Source organism: Nocardia sp. CA-120079, from assembly GCF_050955745.1.
Taxonomy (GTDB): domain Bacteria; phylum Actinomycetota; class Actinomycetes; order Mycobacteriales; family Mycobacteriaceae; genus Nocardia.
In genome coordinates, this window is record NZ_CP192088.1 from 5,644,941 (window position 1) to 5,660,758 (window position 15,818).

At 65.8% G+C, this 15,818-nt stretch carries 19 protein-coding genes; 10 read left to right on the forward strand and 9 right to left on the reverse strand.

The genetic code is table 11. The features are described from left to right. Positions 1 to 25 precede the first annotated feature (25 nt). The 6 genes from ACQPYR_RS25990 to ACQPYR_RS26015 all read left to right on the forward strand — a co-directional run bounded on the left by ACQPYR_RS25990 (position 26) and on the right by ACQPYR_RS26015 (position 4,895). Positions 26 to 502 carry a flavin reductase family protein gene (locus ACQPYR_RS25990; RefSeq protein ID WP_433621551.1) on the forward strand — a complete coding sequence of 159 codons (477 nt, stop codon included), beginning with the start codon at positions 26 to 28 and terminating at the stop codon, positions 500 to 502. Positions 503 to 591: 89 nt separating this feature from the next. Further along, positions 592 to 1,725 (forward strand): Rieske 2Fe-2S domain-containing protein, encoded by a 1,134-nt coding sequence (locus ACQPYR_RS25995; RefSeq protein ID WP_433621552.1) that lies wholly within the window; start codon positions 592 to 594, stop codon positions 1,723 to 1,725. Positions 1,726 to 1,736: 11 nt separating this feature from the next. Further along, on the forward strand, positions 1,737 to 1,964 hold the full coding sequence (locus ACQPYR_RS26000; RefSeq protein WP_433621553.1) for a hypothetical protein: 228 nt from the start codon (positions 1,737 to 1,739) through the stop codon (positions 1,962 to 1,964). Positions 1,965 to 1,972: 8 nt separating this feature from the next. Then, positions 1,973 to 2,965, forward strand: coding sequence for a 2Fe-2S iron-sulfur cluster-binding protein (locus ACQPYR_RS26005; RefSeq protein ID WP_433621554.1), 993 nt, complete (start codon positions 1,973 to 1,975; stop codon positions 2,963 to 2,965). Positions 2,966 to 2,972: 7 nt separating this feature from the next. After that, positions 2,973 to 3,860, forward strand: a complete 888-nt coding sequence (locus tag ACQPYR_RS26010) for a VOC family protein (protein ID WP_433621555.1) — start codon at positions 2,973 to 2,975, stop codon at positions 3,858 to 3,860. 72 nt (positions 3,861 to 3,932) lie between these two features. Then, positions 3,933 to 4,895: an NAD(P)H-dependent flavin oxidoreductase gene (locus tag ACQPYR_RS26015; RefSeq protein ID WP_433621556.1), complete on the forward strand. Its 963-nt coding sequence runs from the start codon at positions 3,933 to 3,935 to the stop codon at positions 4,893 to 4,895. Here ACQPYR_RS26015 and ACQPYR_RS26020 read toward each other — a convergent pair. Next, positions 4,892 to 5,143: a three-helix bundle dimerization domain-containing protein gene (locus ACQPYR_RS26020; protein WP_433621557.1), complete on the reverse strand. Its 252-nt coding sequence runs from the start codon at positions 5,141 to 5,143 to the stop codon at positions 4,892 to 4,894. The genes ACQPYR_RS26015 and ACQPYR_RS26020 overlap by 4 nt on opposite strands. A 169-nt stretch (positions 5,144 to 5,312) precedes the next feature. Between ACQPYR_RS26020 and ACQPYR_RS26025 the strand changes: the two genes are divergently transcribed. From ACQPYR_RS26025 to ACQPYR_RS26035, 3 genes are all read left to right on the forward strand, one after another. Beyond that, positions 5,313 to 5,723 carry a hypothetical protein gene (locus tag ACQPYR_RS26025; RefSeq protein ID WP_433621558.1) on the forward strand — a complete coding sequence of 137 codons (411 nt, stop codon included), beginning with the start codon at positions 5,313 to 5,315 and terminating at the stop codon, positions 5,721 to 5,723. Between the two features lie 44 nt (positions 5,724 to 5,767). Next, positions 5,768 to 6,244 (forward strand): nuclear transport factor 2 family protein, encoded by a 477-nt coding sequence (locus ACQPYR_RS26030; RefSeq protein WP_364472488.1) that lies wholly within the window; start codon positions 5,768 to 5,770, stop codon positions 6,242 to 6,244. 78 nt (positions 6,245 to 6,322) lie between these two features. Continuing rightward, positions 6,323 to 7,369 (forward strand): aminotransferase class V-fold PLP-dependent enzyme, encoded by a 1,047-nt coding sequence (locus tag ACQPYR_RS26035; RefSeq protein WP_433621559.1) that lies wholly within the window; start codon positions 6,323 to 6,325, stop codon positions 7,367 to 7,369. Positions 7,370 to 7,450: 81 nt separating this feature from the next. On the opposite strand, the gene ACQPYR_RS26040 is transcribed toward ACQPYR_RS26035, so the two are convergent. Next, a complete protein-coding gene (locus tag ACQPYR_RS26040; protein ID WP_433621560.1) occupies positions 7,451 to 8,524 on the reverse strand; it encodes an NAD(P)H-dependent amine dehydrogenase family protein in 1,074 nt (357 codons plus the stop codon). After that, positions 8,521 to 9,315: an SDR family oxidoreductase gene (locus ACQPYR_RS26045; protein WP_433621561.1), complete on the reverse strand. Its 795-nt coding sequence runs from the start codon at positions 9,313 to 9,315 to the stop codon at positions 8,521 to 8,523. Before ACQPYR_RS26045 ends, ACQPYR_RS26040 begins: the two co-directional genes overlap by 4 nt. Positions 9,316 to 9,405: 90 nt before the next feature. Between ACQPYR_RS26045 and ACQPYR_RS26050 the strand changes: the two genes are divergently transcribed. After that, on the forward strand, positions 9,406 to 10,272 hold the full coding sequence (locus tag ACQPYR_RS26050; RefSeq protein WP_433621562.1) for a helix-turn-helix domain-containing protein: 867 nt from the start codon (positions 9,406 to 9,408) through the stop codon (positions 10,270 to 10,272). A 1-nt stretch (position 10,273) separates the two neighbouring features. Here the strand turns inward: ACQPYR_RS26050 and ACQPYR_RS26055 are convergent, their stop codons facing one another. The 6 genes from ACQPYR_RS26055 to ACQPYR_RS26080 all read right to left on the reverse strand — a co-directional run bounded on the left by ACQPYR_RS26055 (position 10,274) and on the right by ACQPYR_RS26080 (position 15,817). Next, positions 10,274 to 11,269 carry a TAXI family TRAP transporter solute-binding subunit gene (locus ACQPYR_RS26055; protein WP_433621563.1) on the reverse strand — a complete coding sequence of 332 codons (996 nt, stop codon included), beginning with the start codon at positions 11,267 to 11,269 and terminating at the stop codon, positions 10,274 to 10,276. Beyond that, entirely contained in the window at positions 11,266 to 13,329 is a 2,064-nt protein-coding gene (locus ACQPYR_RS26060) for a TRAP transporter permease (RefSeq protein WP_433621564.1), read from the reverse strand. Before ACQPYR_RS26060 ends, ACQPYR_RS26055 begins: the two co-directional genes overlap by 4 nt. An 86-nt stretch (positions 13,330 to 13,415) precedes the next feature. Further along, on the reverse strand, positions 13,416 to 13,832 hold the full coding sequence (locus tag ACQPYR_RS26065; protein ID WP_433621565.1) for a nuclear transport factor 2 family protein: 417 nt from the start codon (positions 13,830 to 13,832) through the stop codon (positions 13,416 to 13,418). An 81-nt stretch (positions 13,833 to 13,913) separates the two neighbouring features. Continuing rightward, positions 13,914 to 14,432, reverse strand: a complete 519-nt coding sequence (locus tag ACQPYR_RS26070) for a hypothetical protein (protein ID WP_433621566.1) — start codon at positions 14,430 to 14,432, stop codon at positions 13,914 to 13,916. 93 nt (positions 14,433 to 14,525) lie between these two features. Then, entirely contained in the window at positions 14,526 to 14,873 is a 348-nt protein-coding gene (locus tag ACQPYR_RS26075) for a VOC family protein (RefSeq protein WP_433621568.1), read from the reverse strand. Continuing rightward, positions 14,870 to 15,817, reverse strand: a complete 948-nt coding sequence (locus ACQPYR_RS26080; protein ID WP_433621569.1) for an alpha/beta hydrolase — start codon at positions 15,815 to 15,817, stop codon at positions 14,870 to 14,872. Before ACQPYR_RS26080 ends, ACQPYR_RS26075 begins: the two co-directional genes overlap by 4 nt. Between the last annotated feature and the right edge of the window lies 1 nt (position 15,818).

Sequence of the window (15,818 nt, forward strand, 5' to 3'; positions counted from 1 at the left end):
ATTTCTAGTCGAAACTAGGAGCGCTATGGCCGTCGTGCTCGACTTCAAGGCCGTCCTCGGCCGATTCGCCACCGGAGTCACCGCGATCACTGCCCTGGACGGCGCGCAGCCCGTCGGGTTCGCCTGCCAGTCCTTCTCCGCACTATCGCTGGATCCGCCTGCCGTGGCACTGTTCCCGGCCCGGACCTCCACCACCTGGCCGCGGATCCGCACGGCGAGCAAGTTCTGCGTGAACGTGCTCGCCGCCGATCAGGAGCAGGTGTGCAGACAACTCGGCCGCAGTGGACCCGACAAGTTCGACGGACTCGACTGGACCCGCTCCCCCAACGGTTCACCGTTGCTCGACGGATCCATCGCATGGATCGATTGCGAGCTCGGCGCAGAGTTGGACGGCGGCGATCACACCATCGTCATCGGCCATGTCACCGCACTGGGCGCGGGCCGCGAGGCCGATCCGCTGCTGTTCTACCGCTCCGGATTCGAGCGCCTTACCACCGCCTGAGCCGTCTCCCGGCCAGTGAGACCACACCTTTGCGCGTCCATCGGCGCGCCGAACCATCGAAACGACAGCCCGACGAACGTGGAGGAACCATGACCGACGATCAGGTGCGCGTGATCGACACCGGCACCCCGCCCACCCGGTATGCCAGAGGTTGGCACTGCGTCGGCCTCGCCGACGACTTCCGCGACGGCAAACCGCACACCATCGAAATCCTCGGCACCGAACTGGTGGTTTTCGCGAGCGCGGACGGCACCCTCAATGTGCTCGACGCCTATTGCCGACATATGGGCGGCAACCTCGGCGACGGCATTATCAAGGGCGACACCATCGCCTGCCCGTTCCACGATTGGCGCTGGCGAGGCAATGGCCGTTGTGCCGCAATCCCTTACGCGCGCCGCGTACCACCGCTGGCCCGGACCAAATCGTGGATCACGTTGGAGCAGAACCGGCAGCTGTTCGTCTGGAACGATCCCGAAGGCAATCCGCCGCCCGCGGATATCACGATCCCTCGCATCGAGGGCGCATTCAGCGACGAATGGAGCGACTGGACCTGGAACCAGATCACCATCGAGGGCGCGAACTGCCGCGAGGTCATCGACAACGTGGTGGATATGGCGCATTTCTTCTACGTGCACTTCGCCTTTCCGACCTACTTCAAGAATGTTTTCGAGGGCCACATCGCCAGTCAGTACATGACCTCGATCGGACGCGCGGATGCGCAGGGCGAGTTGGCCAAGGAGGCGGGCGCGGAGAACACGCTGCATTCGGAGGCGCACTATTACGGCCCCTCCTACATGATCGATTACCTGGTCAACGAATCCAGCGGGCAGCGGGTCGAATCCGTTCTCATCAACTGCCACTACCCGGTTTCGCCCACGAAGTTCGTGCTGCAGTACGGCGCGATCGTCAAGAAGCTGCCCGGCCTGTCGCCGGAAGATGCCGATGCGATGGCGGTACGTTTCGCCAATGGACTCGGGCGCGGTTTCGAGCAGGATGTGGCGATCTGGGAACGCAAGACCCGCATCGACAATCCGCTGCTGTGCGAGGAGGACGGGCCGGTCTACCAGCTGCGGCGCTGGTACGAGCAGTTCTACACCGATATCGCCGAGGTGGAGTCGAAGATGACCGACCGCTTCGAATTCGAGGTCGACACCACCCGTGCCGTCTCGGCATGGGAGGCCGAGGTCGCCGAGAATCTGGCCGCGCAACGCGCGGATGCCTGAACGGATCGGTAATGGATTGCATCACCTGCCATGCCTGCCGGAATCAGGTGTCGGTGGTCAAATTCAGCCCCGCGCACACCAGCGTGCAGTGGAATTCGGTCGCTCGCGCGCACTGTGCCGAGTTCGCTCGTAACGACGGCGGTCCCGTGCGCGGGTGTGCGGCATTGCGCGACAGCATCGAAAAAGCCGTCAGCGCGGGAGAAGTCGGGTTGAGTACCCGCGACGGGGATTTGCTGTGAATGCGGCGGTGACGCTTCGAGTTGTTCGAGTAACTGCCGAAACCCAGGATGCGGTCTCGCTGGAACTGGTCGCCGAACCGGAGCATCACCTTACCTATCGGCCCGGCCAGTTTCTGACCCTGCGGATACCCAGCGAACGAACCGGTTCGGTGGCGCGCTCGTACTCGCTGTCCAGTGCGCCGCACGAGGGCCGAGTCGCGGTCACCGTGAAGCGGACAGCGGACGGATACGCTTCGAACTGGCTGTGCGACAACGCTGTTCCCGGCATGACAATCGACAGCTTGCCGCCCGCGGGGCTCTTCACACCCGATTCACTCGACACCGATCTGCTCCTATTGGCGGCGGGCAGTGGGATAACCCCGATGCTGTCCATCCTGAAATCGGTACTGGCGCAGGGCACTGGACGGTGCACGCTGATCTACGCCAATCGCGACGAGGAATCGGTGATCTTCGCCGATGAACTGAGGTCGCTGACCGCCGAGCACCCGAACCGGCTCGTTGCGCTGCATTGGCTGGAGGCTGTTCAAGGCTTACCATCAGTGCCCACACTGACCACCTTGATCACACCGTGGACCAGCCGCGAGCTATTCGTCTGTGGCCCAGCACCTTTCATGGATGCTGTCGTCACAGCCGCCGGCAACCTGGGCATGGACCGGGTGCACGTCGAGAAATTCGTCTCGATCTCCGGCGATCCCTTCGCCGAAACCGAGGTCGAAGACACCGACGACGCTGCCATCGTCGAGGTCGAACTCGACGGCGCCACCAACGAATTCGCCTGGCCGCGCAATACCGTACTGCTGGACGTGCTGCTCGCGCGCGGTATGGCGGCTCCGTACTCCTGCCGCGAGGGCGCCTGCAGCGCCTGTGTCTGTCGTGTCGTCGACGGCGAAGTGAAGTTGCTGCGTAACGAAGTTCTGGAACGTGCAGACCTGGCCGACGGCTATGTACTCGCCTGCCAGGCGGTTCCGGTCACCGATGCGGTCCGGGTCACCTATGAATGAGGAGAATATGGCAATCATCAGCTCGCTCGGCTATGTGCGGGTCGCGGTCAGCGATCCGGATGCCTGGCGCACCTTCGCCTTCGATGTGATCGGTTTCGCCGAGGGGACCGGGCCGGATCCGGAGGCCATCTATCTGCGCATGGATGAGCACGTCGCACGATTGGTCCTGGTGCCAGGCGAAACCGATAGGGTGCTCGCCATCGGCTGGGAGGTTCGCGACCATCGCGCACTCGCCGCGGCACGAGCAGCCGTGGAGAAGGCCGGAATCGAAGTCACCGCGCTCACCGTGGCCGAGGCCGATGCCCGCAGTGTGGAAGAGGCGATCACCTTCCGTGATCCCGCGGGCACCACCGTCGAGATCTTCCACGGACCCGTACTGGACCACAGTCCGGTCGTCGGCAAGTACGGAAACCGTTTCGTCACCGCGGGACTCGGCCTCGGCCACGCGGTGCTGCCGGTGCCCGATCTCGACGGCGCCTTCCACTTCTATGCCGACGTCCTCGGTTTCCTGCCGCGTGGTGCGTTCCGGCTGCACACACCGCCCGAATACGGTCCGGTGCGCATCCGCTTCCTCGGTGTGAATCAGCGCCACCACAGCTTGGCGCTGATTCCCTCCGGCGGTCAGGAGGGCTCGGGGCTGGTGCACGTCATGGTCGAGGTCGACAGTCTCGACGATGTCGGCCGTGCGCTCGACCGGGTGAACAAGGCCGGATATCACCTGTCCTCGACGTTGGGCCGCCATACCAACGACAAAATGATCTCCTTCTATGTGCGCACTCCAGGCGGCTGGGATCTCGAATTCGGCACCGAGGGCATGCTGGTGGACGAGAACACCTACACCGCGGAGGAAATGACCGCCGATAGCTATTGGGGTCACGACTGGGATCGGGCCTGACAAGATCACGGGCGGAGACCGACGGCCTGATAACCCTTGACTATCGTCGATAGCGACGGAAGGGGTTTTTCGATGGCACTGCGCACCGAGTTCACCGACCTGTTCGACATCGAGCATCCCGTGGTGCTCGCACCGATGGGTGGCGTCGCGGGCGGTGAACTGGCCGCGGCGGTCTCCGAGGCCGGTGGACTCGGCCTGATCGGTGGCGGCGGCGGTGACGAGCGGCTACTCGATCAGGAATGTGCGTTGCTCGCCGCTCACACCGAAAAGCCCTGGGGCATCGGCCTGTTGAGCTGGGCCATCGATCTCGACACCGTACGAAGGACGGTGGCGCGCCGACCGCACGCGATCCTGCTGTCCTTCGGCGACCCCACTCCGTTTGCCGCCGTGGTCCGGGAATCCGGGATTCCGCTGCTGGTCCAGGTCACCACCACGGACGAGGCGGCCCGCGCCCTGGAGGCCGGAGCCGATGTGCTGATCGCGCAGGGTGCGGAGGCAGGCGGGCACGGCGGCGGGCGGGCGACGCTGCCCTTCGTACCCGCGGTTGTCGATATGGCGGCGGGTACGCCGGTGCTCGCCGCGGGTGGTATAGCCGATGGACGTGGGCTCGCCGCCGCAGTCGTACTCGGTGCGGCGGGCGCGTTGATCGGTACTCGCTTCGAGGCGACATACGAATCGTTGCTCTCGGCCGAGGAAGCCAAGGCCATCATCGATGCACGCGGCGGCGACACCGAACGCAACCGCATCATCGATATCGCCCGCGAATCACCGTGGCCCGCCGAGTACACCGCACGCACCCTGCGCAACCGATTCCTCGACGAATGGGCCGGACGGGAGACCGAACTCGCGGCCGATCCCCTTGCCCGGCAACGCTATCGGGCGGCGGCCGAGCAGGGTGATCTCGACTGTGCACCGATCTGGGCGGGTGAGAATGTCGACCTGATCGGCAGTCTCGAATCCGCCGCTGATCTGGTGCGGCGCATCAGCGCCGACGCGGAAGCGGCATTGCGGCGAGCCGCGGCGCAATGCGACTAGTCGGCGTGTTCCTCGGTCAGGGCGCGGAGCAGTTCACGGGTGTAGCGCTCGGCCAGTAGCGGCAGGAAGTTGTCGATGGTGGCGTGATCCGCGAGGTAGTCGTAAGCGGAATACAGCCACCGTTCGATGGCTTCGTCGCGGGTGCTGTCGAATTCGCGCTCCAGACGGCGCGCGGCGGCCTTCAGCGCGAACTGCTGATTGAGGGATGGTTCGTGGAGGGGCGGGTGCGTAACAGGACCTTCGGTCATTGCGGACTCCTGGTCGGTAACTTTCAGTGCAAAGGATGCGGTCGAAACCGTCTCCACTCGATCGAGTACCCGATGGGTCGGACGGCGACACCCCGGATACGCCCATGGCCGCTCAGAATCTTGCACTACCCTTTCGATATATGCCAACATCCTCACGAAGGTGGACGCAATGAGCGAGCAAACAATAAACACAGCCGAGCACTCGCTCGTGCCGGAGCCGAGCGCCGGCGAGGCGCAGGCCGCAGGCATGAGCGAGAACCCGCTCTGGGTGCCCGACGCCTGCACATTGCCGACGGCGGAGCAGCCATTGCGCGTGGCCGAGTTCACCGATCTCTTCGCGGCCGCGCTGCGTCGGGTCGAACGCATCGCGCCTACCCGTCTGCGGCTGGAGCTGGCCGCAACGCACGAAGACATCGCCCGCGACCTCGCCGCCCGCGAGAGCTCCTGCTGCGGATTCTTCGGCTTCGATTTCGCCACGGCGGGCCCGGATGCCATCGCGATGGACATCGAAGTACCCGCGAGCCGGGTCGACGTACTCGAGGCATTGGCCGACCACGCCGCGACCGCCCGAAGAAAGTAGAACAGGTTCTTGTCTGAAGCCCCGGCAAATGCCAAGCTGAACGGATGGATCTCGCCGCCATCGAAGCCGTCCGCCAGCTCAAGTACCGTTACTTCCGGACCCTCGATCTCAAACAATGGGACGACTTCGGAGATACCCTCGCCGTCGACGTCGCCGGACGCTACGGCACCCACGCCCTCGGTGAACCACTGACCCTCGACGGTCGCGACGCCGTCACCGCATTCATGCGCGAGAACCTCGGCCCCTCCGTGGTCACCACGCACATCGCGAACCATCCGGAGATCACCGTGGACGGCGAAACGGCAACGGGCTCATGGGCTTTCGAGGACACCGTGATCGCCACCGAATACGGCGTCCTCATCCGCGGCGCAGGCTACTATTCCGACACCTATCGACTCGATCCGGACGGCCACTGGCGCATCACCTCGACCAGTTACCAGCGCATCTACGAATCCATGCAGGCCCTTGCCGACACCCCCAGCTACCAACTGCTGACGAACATGTGGGCGACACAGAAATAGGACAGGTTGCCGGATTTGAGGCCACTATCTTCCGGGTGGCACTCGACCGGAACCGCGGTGGCGGCGGAGGGTGAAAACATGTCCTCCCTTGCGCCCGCTGAATTCACGACCGAGACCGCCTACCTGAACACCGCTTCGCACGGGTTGCCCGCCGCACGAACATTGGCGGCACTGCAGGAGTTCAACGCGCTCTGGGCGGCCGGCCGTGCCGCACCGACGACGCGGGACTATCTGGTACCCGAATTGCGGGCCGGATTCGCGCGACTGCTCGCGGGCGCTTCGGCCGACGATATCGCGCTGGGCAGCACGGTTGCGGGGTTGATGGCGCCGGTGGTCGCCGCGCTGCCACCGGGAGCGGAGGTACTGCTCGCGGAAGGCGAATTCTCCTCTGTCTCCATGCCTTTCGTACACCGCGGAGACCTGAACGTCCGGTTCGTGCCGTTGCAGCGCATCGCCGACGAGGTCCGGCCTGAGACCGCGTTGGTGGCGGTGAGCGTGGTCCAGTCGAAGGACGGTCGAGCCGTCGATCTGCCGACGCTGCGCGCGGCAACTCTGGCGCATAATGCCCGGCTGCTCGCCGATGCCACCCAGGCCGCCGGTTGGGTGCCACTGCGTTTCGTCGATGCCGACTACTGGGTGTGCGCAACCTTCAAATGGCTGATTGGCGCACGCAGCGTGGCCTTCTTCGCCGCACCGCCGGAAGCGGCCGCGCAGCTGCGCCCGATCAGCCCCGGCTGGTACGCGGCGGCCGATCGCTGGGCCGAGCTGTACGAACCGATCGCACTGCCCACGACCGCCCGGCGTTTCGATTCGACACCGGACTGGCTCGGCGTCATCGCCACCCGCTCCGCACTGTCCTTGATCGAAGAGCTGACCGTCGACAAGATCGGCGCGCACAACCGCGAACTCGCCACCCGATTCCGAAATGGGCTGGCGGAGTTGGGATTCGAGTCGGTGCCAGCGGATTCGGCGATTGTCGCCGTGTCGGGTGCGGGCGATGCGGCACCCCGTTTGGAGGCGGCAGGCGTGCTCACCTCCGCTCGCGGCGGGGGCCTTCGATTCTCGTTCCACCTCTACAACAGCGCCACTGACGTGGACCGCGCCCTCGCCGCCCTCGCCCAGTAACAGCGGCACCCTGTCGAGCTTCGCACCCCCGCCCGGGGGTGCGAAGCTGCGCAGAGGTAAGGCGACGCGATTCTCGGGTAACTACGCCGGGCGAGTAGCGGGTGCGGTGATGAGCGGGAGGTCGAGGGCGGTAAGGATGCCTGATGGTGCCTGCACCACGGCCGGGACCGCGTTGACGATGCGCATCGCTGTCGCCAGCAGGGTGGCGTGGTTGTGGTCGCCATTGCGGCTCGAGGTGACCAGATCCATGGCGTAACTCGGCTCGCCAGTGATCTCGACGCGATAGGAGCCCTCATGGTGCGCGGGCTGCGGCCAGTCGGGGCACAGGTCGGGACGCAGGCGCGTGACGTGCTCGAGAACGGTCACGGGCTCGTCGCCGACCATCCCGCGAACCTCGAAACGCAGTGCCGCGACGGTACCTTCGGCGATATGGCCGGTGGCGATATCGAAGGACTCGGGAGCGGGGATGCGCTCGTAGGTCTGGGTAACCGCGTCGAGGGTGACACCGATTCCCGCCGCCAACTGGCGCACGGTGCCGCCCCAGGCGAGCGACAGCACCCCGGGCTGCAACAACATCGGGATCTCGTCCAGCGGTTTGCCGAAGCCCATGATGTCGAACATGACCTCGCGGTTGTCGTAACTGGCGTAGTCGACGATTTCCAGACACCGCAGTTGGTCGATGCGCAGGCAGGTGCCCGCGAGCGCGAGCGGCAGCAGATCATTGGCGAAACCGGGATCGATACCGTTGACCCACAGCGACGAATTGCCCTGTGCCGCAGCCTCTTGGATCGGCTTGAGCAATTCGTCGGGCAGCACACCATAGGGATACTGGAAGAACACCGGCGCGCACGCCACCACATTGATGCCCGCGCTGAGTAATCCGCGCAGATCTTCGACGGCCTCCAGCAGCCGATTGTCGGTCATCGAGCAGTAGACGACACAGTCGGGTTTCGCGGCCAGAATCGCCCCGGTATCCGTCGTCGCGGCCACACCGACCGGATCATCGAGGCCGGCAATGGTTCCCGCATCGAGCCCGTCCTTCTTCGGACCCGACACCCACACCCCGACCAGCTCGAGATCCGGATTCGCGATCACGCCCGCCAGCGCATGCGCACCGACATTCCCGGTGCCCCATTGGACTACGCGGTAGCTCATGACAGATCCGGAAGCGGGAGATCGAGATTCGGCGCGATCAGGCCGCCGTCGGGTTCGAGTACCTTGCCCGTGACGTACTTTCCGGCGGGCGACACCAAATACAGTGCGGCGGCGGCTATATCCTCGGGTTCGCCGATGCGGTGCAGCGGCGTCTTGGTCTCCAGCTCGGTGCGCATCGCGTCGTTGCCCGCCACGATCTCCAGCGCCGAGGTGAGAATCGAACCGGGCGCAATGGCATTCACCCGGATGCGCGGATTCAGGTCCATTGCCGCCAACCGGGTGTAATGCGCCAGCGCCGCTTTCGCCGTTCCATAGGATACGAAGGCGCGGCCGGGCAGGCGGCCCATGGTCGAGGTGATATTGAGAATCGAACCGCCACCGGCGGTTTCGAGGATCTTCGGCACCGCCGAGCGAACCAGCGCATGCGCATTGGTCACGTTGAAGTTGAATGCCTCCACCAGCGCATCCGGTGTCGTATCGAGCAGCGGGCACGGCAGCGCGCCGCCGACATTGTTGACCACGATATCGAGCCGCCCGAAGCGTTCGACGGCCACGGTGGCCAGTCCGGCGGTCGCCTCGATATCGCTGAGATCCGCCGGCACCACGTGGGCCTGGCGGCCCACCGCCGCCACCTGCTCGGCGACCTCGTCCAGCTGACTCTTGGTGCGGGATGCGATGACGACATCCGCCCCCGCCTCCGCGAAAGCCACCGCGATCGCCGCGCCGAGGCCGCGCCCCGCGCCGGTGACGACGGCGACCTGGCCGTCGATTCGGAATCTGTCCAGGATCATGAGAGCTCCCACTGTCGAATATTCGACGCCATACTGCGGTAATATTCGTCATCGTAGAGCCGTCCCGCCGAGCCGCACAAGAGGTTGCACATGTCCGACCGGTCTCCGTCCCCGCCGACCCGCCGTGTCATCGATATCGTGTCGCTGCTCGCCGCGACGCCGGAGCCGATCAGCGTCGCGGGCATCGCGGACCGGCTCGATATCGCCCGCGCGACCGCGACGGCGATTCTGGCCGAACTGGAATCGGCGGGCTGGGTGCGACGCGACCCGAGCCGCGGATACGGTCTCGGTCCCACACTGGCGAATCTGCACGGTCCCGCGCTGCCGCACGCACTCGGCGATATCCTCGCCGAACTCACCGTGCGGACCGGCTACGGCGCGACATTGAGTCGTATCGAGCCCGATCACCTCACCGTGCTCGATGTGCGCCACGGGCCCGAGCGCGTCGTCCCCGGCATCCCCGTCGGCCATCGCATCCCGATGCAATTTCCGGCGGGAGCGAGCGTGATGCCGTGGCGCTCGGCGGCCGAGCAGAACACCTGGCTCGCCACCGCACCCGACTCCGATCGCCGCGTCGCGAGCGGGCTGCTCGCGCTCGTCCGTGATCGCGGCGTTGCCCTGTTCCGCCCACGTACCGATGATGCGGGCACGGTCGAACTCCTCGCCGACCTACTGAGCGCGATGGGGACCGAACTCGTGCAGCCGCACCTGCGCACCCGGGCTCTGCGCCGCCTCGCATTTCTCACTTCGCGGCCGTTCACCAAGGCAGAGCTCGACTCCGATGCCGAACTCCCGCTCAGTTACCTCGCCGCACCGGTTTTCGATGCGAAAGGTACGGCCGCGTACGAAGTCCAATCGGGACCGCTGCGGGCATCGACCACGAAATCCGAGCGCGACGAATTCATTACCGCCACAGTCGATATCGCTCGGGCGTTGACCGAAGCGTTGGCTTCCTGAGCTATTTCGTCAACGCATGCACCGCACCCCGGTGCAGGGGCACCGGTGCGGTAATCGTCGCGGAATCGCGGCTGATCCCTTTCGCGGCCGAATTGGCCTGTTCCAGTTGGGTTTTGCGGTCGAACAGCGTCTTGGTGAGTATGCACGCCAGGTTCGCGTCCAGATCCTCGCGCACCAGCAACAGGTTCGGCACGACGATGGTCTTCACATCGGCGGACAGTCCATAGACGGTGCCCGGAATCGTGCCTTCCTCGTAGACGGGGTTGACCGCGTGCATACTGCCGGTGAGTTCGGAGATATCGAGGAAACGCACCTTGCCCTTGTCGGAGGTCAACAGATCGGTGATACCGGGTGTCGGCAGGCCACCGGAGAAGAACATGGCGTCGATGGAACCGTCCTTCATGCCGTCCACCGTTTTGGTGAGATCCAGGCGCTGGGCCACGATATCGTTGTCCGGGTTCAACCCCGCTGCCTGCAGTATCCGCTGGGCGATCACTTCGGTGCCGGATTTCGGCGAGCCGGTGGAGACCCGCTTACCGCGCAGATCGGCGACCGATTCGATATCGGCGCCTGCGCGCGCGATCACCTGGGTGTAATTCGGATAGAGCCGCGAAAGCGCCTGCACCGGTTGCTTTTTGCCATCGAAACCGGCATTGCCGAGCACCGCGTCGGCGGCGGTATCGGCGAGCGAGAATGCGACCTGATAGGTGCCTGCCACCAATTGCTGGATATTCTGCACCGACGCACCGGTTTCGGCCGCCGTCGCTTTCACCTTGCCGCCGGTCGCCTGCGAAATCTGATCGGCGTAGGCATTGCCGAGCGCGAAGTACACGCCGGTCGAATTGCCCGTCGCGATGCCGACGCGGGTCTCGCTTTTCACTTCGCAGGTGACCTCGCCGCCGACGTCGGACTGCGGTGTGTCGCGGCGGCCCCCACATCCGGTCAGCAATCCGGCCGACACCACGGCGACGGCGAATCCTATGGCAACTCTTCTCAAGTCGTCCTCCTTCGTGAGAGCAGCGTTAGCCCGACGGCCGCGGTCAGCGCGGCCAGACCGACGACGAGCGCGCCGGGTTCCAGGTACAGCAGCGCTAGCCCGCCCACCGCGGCGAGCAGCCGGGCCGGGAGTACGGCCGGGCCGATGCCGAGGATCCAGCCGCCGGTCGCGGCGGCCAGTGCCGCAACGCCGACACCGGCCGCGACCGTGGTCCACAGCACACCGAGCACCGGCCCGTGCCCGAGCAGATATTCCCCGGGTCCGCTGAGCACGAACACGATCGGCACCAGGAAGGCGGGCAGCGCGTACTTCAATGCCTGCCACATCGTCGGCACCGCGCGCGCACCGGTGATGGCCGCCGCGCCCACGGCGGCCAGTGCGGTCGGTGGCGTCACCTCGGACAGCACCGAGTAGTAGAAGACGAACATGGCGGAGGCGGGCGGGGATACGTCGAGCGCGAGCAGCGCGGGACCGATGATCGCCCAGCCGATAATGAACGATGCGGTCACCGGAACCGCGAGCCCGAGCAGCGCGAGCGCGATCGCGGCGAGCACCACGGTGCACGCCAATACGACGGTGTGGTTGTCCGACAACGCCTTTCCCGCACTCACCAGCAGCGATGCCAGCTGCGCGCCGAGTCCCGTCTTGGTGGCGATCGCGGTGATCACGCCCGCCGACGTGCACACCGCGACCACCGGGAGCGCCGAACGCACACCGCTGCCGAGCATCTGGAAGATCCGTCGCGGTGAGCGGGCCTCGGCGCGGATGCGCGCATCGAGGAAGGCGAGCACGAAGGCCAGTGCGGTGGCGTACACCACGGCGCGCGCGGCGCTCACGCCGATCAGCAGCAGCACCACGATCGCGATCAAAGACAGGAAGTGGTAACCGAATCGGGCCAGCAGTCGCCACACCGAGGTGGTGCTGATCTCGACCGACTCCGCGCCCAGTCGGCGTGCATCGATCTCGACCGCGAGCAGAATTCCCAAGTAGTACAGCAGCGTCGGGATCATTGCCCACCCGAGCACCGTCACATAGGAGACATCGAGATATTCGGCGACGATGAAGGCGGCCACACCCAGCGTCGGCGGTGACAGGATCGCGCCGACACCCGCCGCCGCGAGCATACCCGCCGCATGCTCCGGCGGATATCCGGCGCGACGCAGGATCGGCCAGGTGACCGCGCCGACCGTGACCGCGGTCGCGGTGCCCGATCCGGAGACGGTGCCGAGCAGGAATCCGGATACCACGGTGGTGCGTCCGGCCGCGCCGCGCGAGCGGCGGAAGGCCGCGACCGATAGATCGACGAAGAACTGTGCCGCACCGGAGAATTCGAGTACGGCGCCGTAGAGGGTGAACAGCACGATGTAGCTGGCCGCGACATCCAGTGGCGTGCCGTAGAACCCGCTGCCGGAGTTGTAGAGCGCATCGATGATCTGCCCGAAGTCGAGTCCGGCGTGCGCGATGGTCCAGTGCTGTGGCAGGTATCCGCCGTAGTAGCCGTAGGCGATGAACACCAGGCACACCGCGGGCAATACCCAGCCCGTAGTGCGCCGACAGGCCTCCAGCACCAACACCACGAGCACGGTGCCCATGGCGATATCGACCGGATCGAACAAACCCTGCCGATCCAGGAATGCGTTGTACCCGCCCCCGCCGGACCCGATCACCATCGGCAGCACCGGATACAAGCACACCACCAGCGCGACTACGGCCGACAACCAGTCGAACGGCCCAGGACCGTCCCGTCGATCGAACCATCGCAACCCGGGCCGATAGGCAAGGAACACCACTGGCAAGGTCCCGGCCAGGAAGATCACCAGGTAGTACTGGCTCCCCTGCGCCAACGGCCGAAAAACCTGCCACAGCACCAGCAACGCGACCGCGAACGCGGCCGTCGCCACCACCCACTCGGCCCGTCCGCGCAATATCCGCGCGGGCTTCTCCTCGTCGTCGACCTCTACCCTGTCCGGTATTGCCCGCTCCGGATCAACCCCGGGCCGCACGACCGGGCGGTCGGTGGGAGGCTCGGCTTCGAGATGAGCGTCCCGCATATCCGACATTGCGCGACACTATCAACGCACGACCGTCCACATAGGGCTAACAAATATGTCGCCGAGAAAAGTGGAAAAGCGGTCGGTTTGTCACCCTAAGCCGACCTGGTCGCTCGCCCACCCAGCGGCAGCTTGTGCGCGATCACCCGCCGATACGAGATGCGCCAACCGGTTGCCACACGTACGACCGTATCGTCGTATTCGATGCTGCCGCAGGTCCCATCCGCATAGATCCCGATCCCCTTGGACCGCACCCGAACCGCGCCGTCCACCTCGGCGATGACCACATTCGTAATGTGATGCCCGACCGGATTCCCATTGCCGAGCGCGACCGCGGCCTCCTGCAGCGCCGGAATACCGTGTAGCTCACCGGCACCGAAATCACTGAGGTCGTAGGTGATTTCCGTGGTGAACAGCTCATCCATCCGGTCGAGCTCGCCCGCGTCCATCAGATGACCGTGCAGCGCGATCAGGTCACCGATTTCGAACCGATCCTGCGCCGACAATGCCATGGAAGCCTCCTGCCGCCCCACTCTCCTGCCGAAGATGAGGCCTAGTCCGGTTATCCGCGACAGTAACGGACGAGCGACTGGTCACGCCGCTGCTTTATCCGGGGTCCGTGCCGATGGGCGGCGCTTCATGATCCAGCGCAGGAAGTCGACCCACGGCGATGGGCGGGCCGGGGTGACGGGCGGGTGGCCGAGAGAGACCGCGGTCCGGTCGAGCAGCGCCTCGATCATCGCGTCGTGGATCCAGCGGATGGCAAGGGGCCACAACAGGTGGCCGATTCCGCGCAGGCGGCAGTCGATCTGGTGGCGCAGGATGCTGCTCTCCGGCCACGGGCCGTCGAGCACGTCGAGGCTGTGCGTGCCGACCAGGAAGGATCCGGGGGCGACGGTGAACTCCACACGGCGGCCCGGCACCCATTCGGTGCACTGATACCGGATGACGCCGTGTCCGCCGTCGGCCCCGACACCGAGTGGCCGGTCGAGGACCAGCGCGGGCCAGCCGGGCGGCCACACCGGACTGTCCGGCTCGGCGGCCCTGGCGAGCAGTGCGCCGAGCTGATCCGCGGGCACCGGGTACTCCCGCTGGTGGATATTTCGAACCATGACCCAACCCTCCATTCGGTCCCGTATGGAACACTGTCCATACGGTAGCGTATGGAGGGCGGCTCGCGAAGTTATCCGAACCACACCGACCGTTTATCCGGCGGAGGCGGGCTCGTACAGGACTATCGCCCACGGGGATTCGCGGGACGGGCGGACCGAGGTGCGTCGTTCGTGCGGTCCGGTGACCGGATCGTCGACCGGAAATCCGGCGGTGCGCAGGCGCGCGAGGGTCGCGTCCAGGTCGCCGACCTTGACGGCCAGGGAGGGGATATCGCGTTCGCCGGCACCGGCGAGCATGACTCGGGTGGGTCCGATATCGAATTGCGCCCACCGATCACCGTCCACGAACGTTGCGGTCGTGCCGAGTACCGCGGTGAGCAGATCTATTGCGGCGGTGAGGTTGTCGACCGGGAAGATGGTGCCGAGACGTTCGACGGTCATGACTTCTCCATCGCTCGGCGAATGGCCGAAAAGGCTTTGGCGGCAGCGGCTTCGGCATCTGACAGGTGGTCGGCCATGCTGAAGAAGCCGTGGAATTGGCCGTCGTAGCGAATCGTGACGGCCTCGACATCGGCATCCCGCAGCCGCCGACCGTAGGCCTCGCCCTCATCGCGAAGTGGGTCGAATTCGGCGGTGATGATGCAGGCGGGCGGGAGGCCGGACAGGTCGGCCGCGCGCGAGGGTGCGGCGTACGGGTTGTCGGCATCGGCGGCCGAGGCGAGATATTGCTCCCAATACCAGCGCAAATGGTCATCGGTGACGAAGTAGCCGTGGGCATTCTCCCGATAGGAGATGGTGTCACGGGCCGGATCGAGCATCGGGTAGACCAGCAGTTGATGGGTGATGGCCGGGCCACGGCGATCCCGGGCCAGCAGTGCGGTGACGGCGGCCAGGTTGCCGCCGGCGCTGTCACCGGCCACCCCGATGCGGGCCGGATCGCCACCGAAGGAACTCGCCTGAGCCGCAATCCATTTCAACACCGCGTACGCATCCTCCGCGGCTGCCGGGAACCGATGTTCGGGGGCCTGCCGGTAGTCGACCGAAACCACGATCGCACCGACACCAACGCTCATCGCACGACACAGCTGATCGTGACTGTCGAGGTCGCAGATCACGAAACCGCCACCGTGGCAGAACATCACGACCGGCAGGTCGGCATCGCACTCGGCGGGCCAGTACATGCGAACCCGAACCTCAGGTGCCCCGACGGGTCCCGGCGCCGAGCGCTCTTCGACCCGACCCACCGGAATCGGATCGACCTGGGCCGCCGGGCGCGCGGCAAGGATCCGGCGCGCCTCGGCAGCATCGAGCACTTCGGTGCCCAACGCGGGAAACGCCGCCGAGGCGACATCGACGATCGCCTGAGCTTCGGGCTTCAGCGGCATG

Excerpts from the sequence above, each read along its gene's own strand:
- ACQPYR_RS26010 (WP_433621555.1), top strand. The coding sequence starts at position 2,973 with ATGGCAATCATCAGCTCGCTCGGCTATGTGCGGGTCGCGGTCAGCGAT.
- ACQPYR_RS26065 (WP_433621565.1), bottom strand. The coding sequence starts at position 13,832 with ATGGCATTGTCGGCGCAGGATCGGTTCGAAATCGGTGACCTGATCGCG.
- ACQPYR_RS25995 (WP_433621552.1), top strand. The coding sequence starts at position 592 with ATGACCGACGATCAGGTGCGCGTGATCGACACCGGCACCCCGCCCACC.
- ACQPYR_RS26050 (WP_433621562.1), top strand. The coding sequence starts at position 9,406 with ATGTCCGACCGGTCTCCGTCCCCGCCGACCCGCCGTGTCATCGATATC.
- ACQPYR_RS26040 (WP_433621560.1), bottom strand. The coding sequence starts at position 8,524 with ATGAGCTACCGCGTAGTCCAATGGGGCACCGGGAATGTCGGTGCGCAT.
- ACQPYR_RS26020 (WP_433621557.1), bottom strand. The coding sequence starts at position 5,143 with ATGACCGAAGGTCCTGTTACGCACCCGCCCCTCCACGAACCATCCCTC.
- ACQPYR_RS26075 (WP_433621568.1), bottom strand. The coding sequence starts at position 14,873 with ATGACCGTCGAACGTCTCGGCACCATCTTCCCGGTCGACAACCTCACC.
- ACQPYR_RS26025 (WP_433621558.1), top strand. The coding sequence starts at position 5,313 with ATGAGCGAGCAAACAATAAACACAGCCGAGCACTCGCTCGTGCCGGAG.
- ACQPYR_RS26045 (WP_433621561.1), bottom strand. The coding sequence starts at position 9,315 with ATGATCCTGGACAGATTCCGAATCGACGGCCAGGTCGCCGTCGTCACC.
- ACQPYR_RS26060 (WP_433621564.1), bottom strand. The coding sequence starts at position 13,329 with ATGTCGGATATGCGGGACGCTCATCTCGAAGCCGAGCCTCCCACCGAC.
- ACQPYR_RS26035 (WP_433621559.1), top strand. The coding sequence starts at position 6,323 with ATGTCCTCCCTTGCGCCCGCTGAATTCACGACCGAGACCGCCTACCTG.
- ACQPYR_RS26030 (WP_364472488.1), top strand. The coding sequence starts at position 5,768 with ATGGATCTCGCCGCCATCGAAGCCGTCCGCCAGCTCAAGTACCGTTAC.
- ACQPYR_RS26080 (WP_433621569.1), bottom strand. The coding sequence starts at position 15,817 with ATGCCGCTGAAGCCCGAAGCTCAGGCGATCGTCGATGTCGCCTCGGCG.
- ACQPYR_RS26015 (WP_433621556.1), top strand. The coding sequence starts at position 3,933 with ATGGCACTGCGCACCGAGTTCACCGACCTGTTCGACATCGAGCATCCC.
- ACQPYR_RS26070 (WP_433621566.1), bottom strand. The coding sequence starts at position 14,432 with ATGGTTCGAAATATCCACCAGCGGGAGTACCCGGTGCCCGCGGATCAG.
- ACQPYR_RS25990 (WP_433621551.1), top strand. The coding sequence starts at position 26 with ATGGCCGTCGTGCTCGACTTCAAGGCCGTCCTCGGCCGATTCGCCACC.
- ACQPYR_RS26000 (WP_433621553.1), top strand. The coding sequence starts at position 1,737 with ATGGATTGCATCACCTGCCATGCCTGCCGGAATCAGGTGTCGGTGGTC.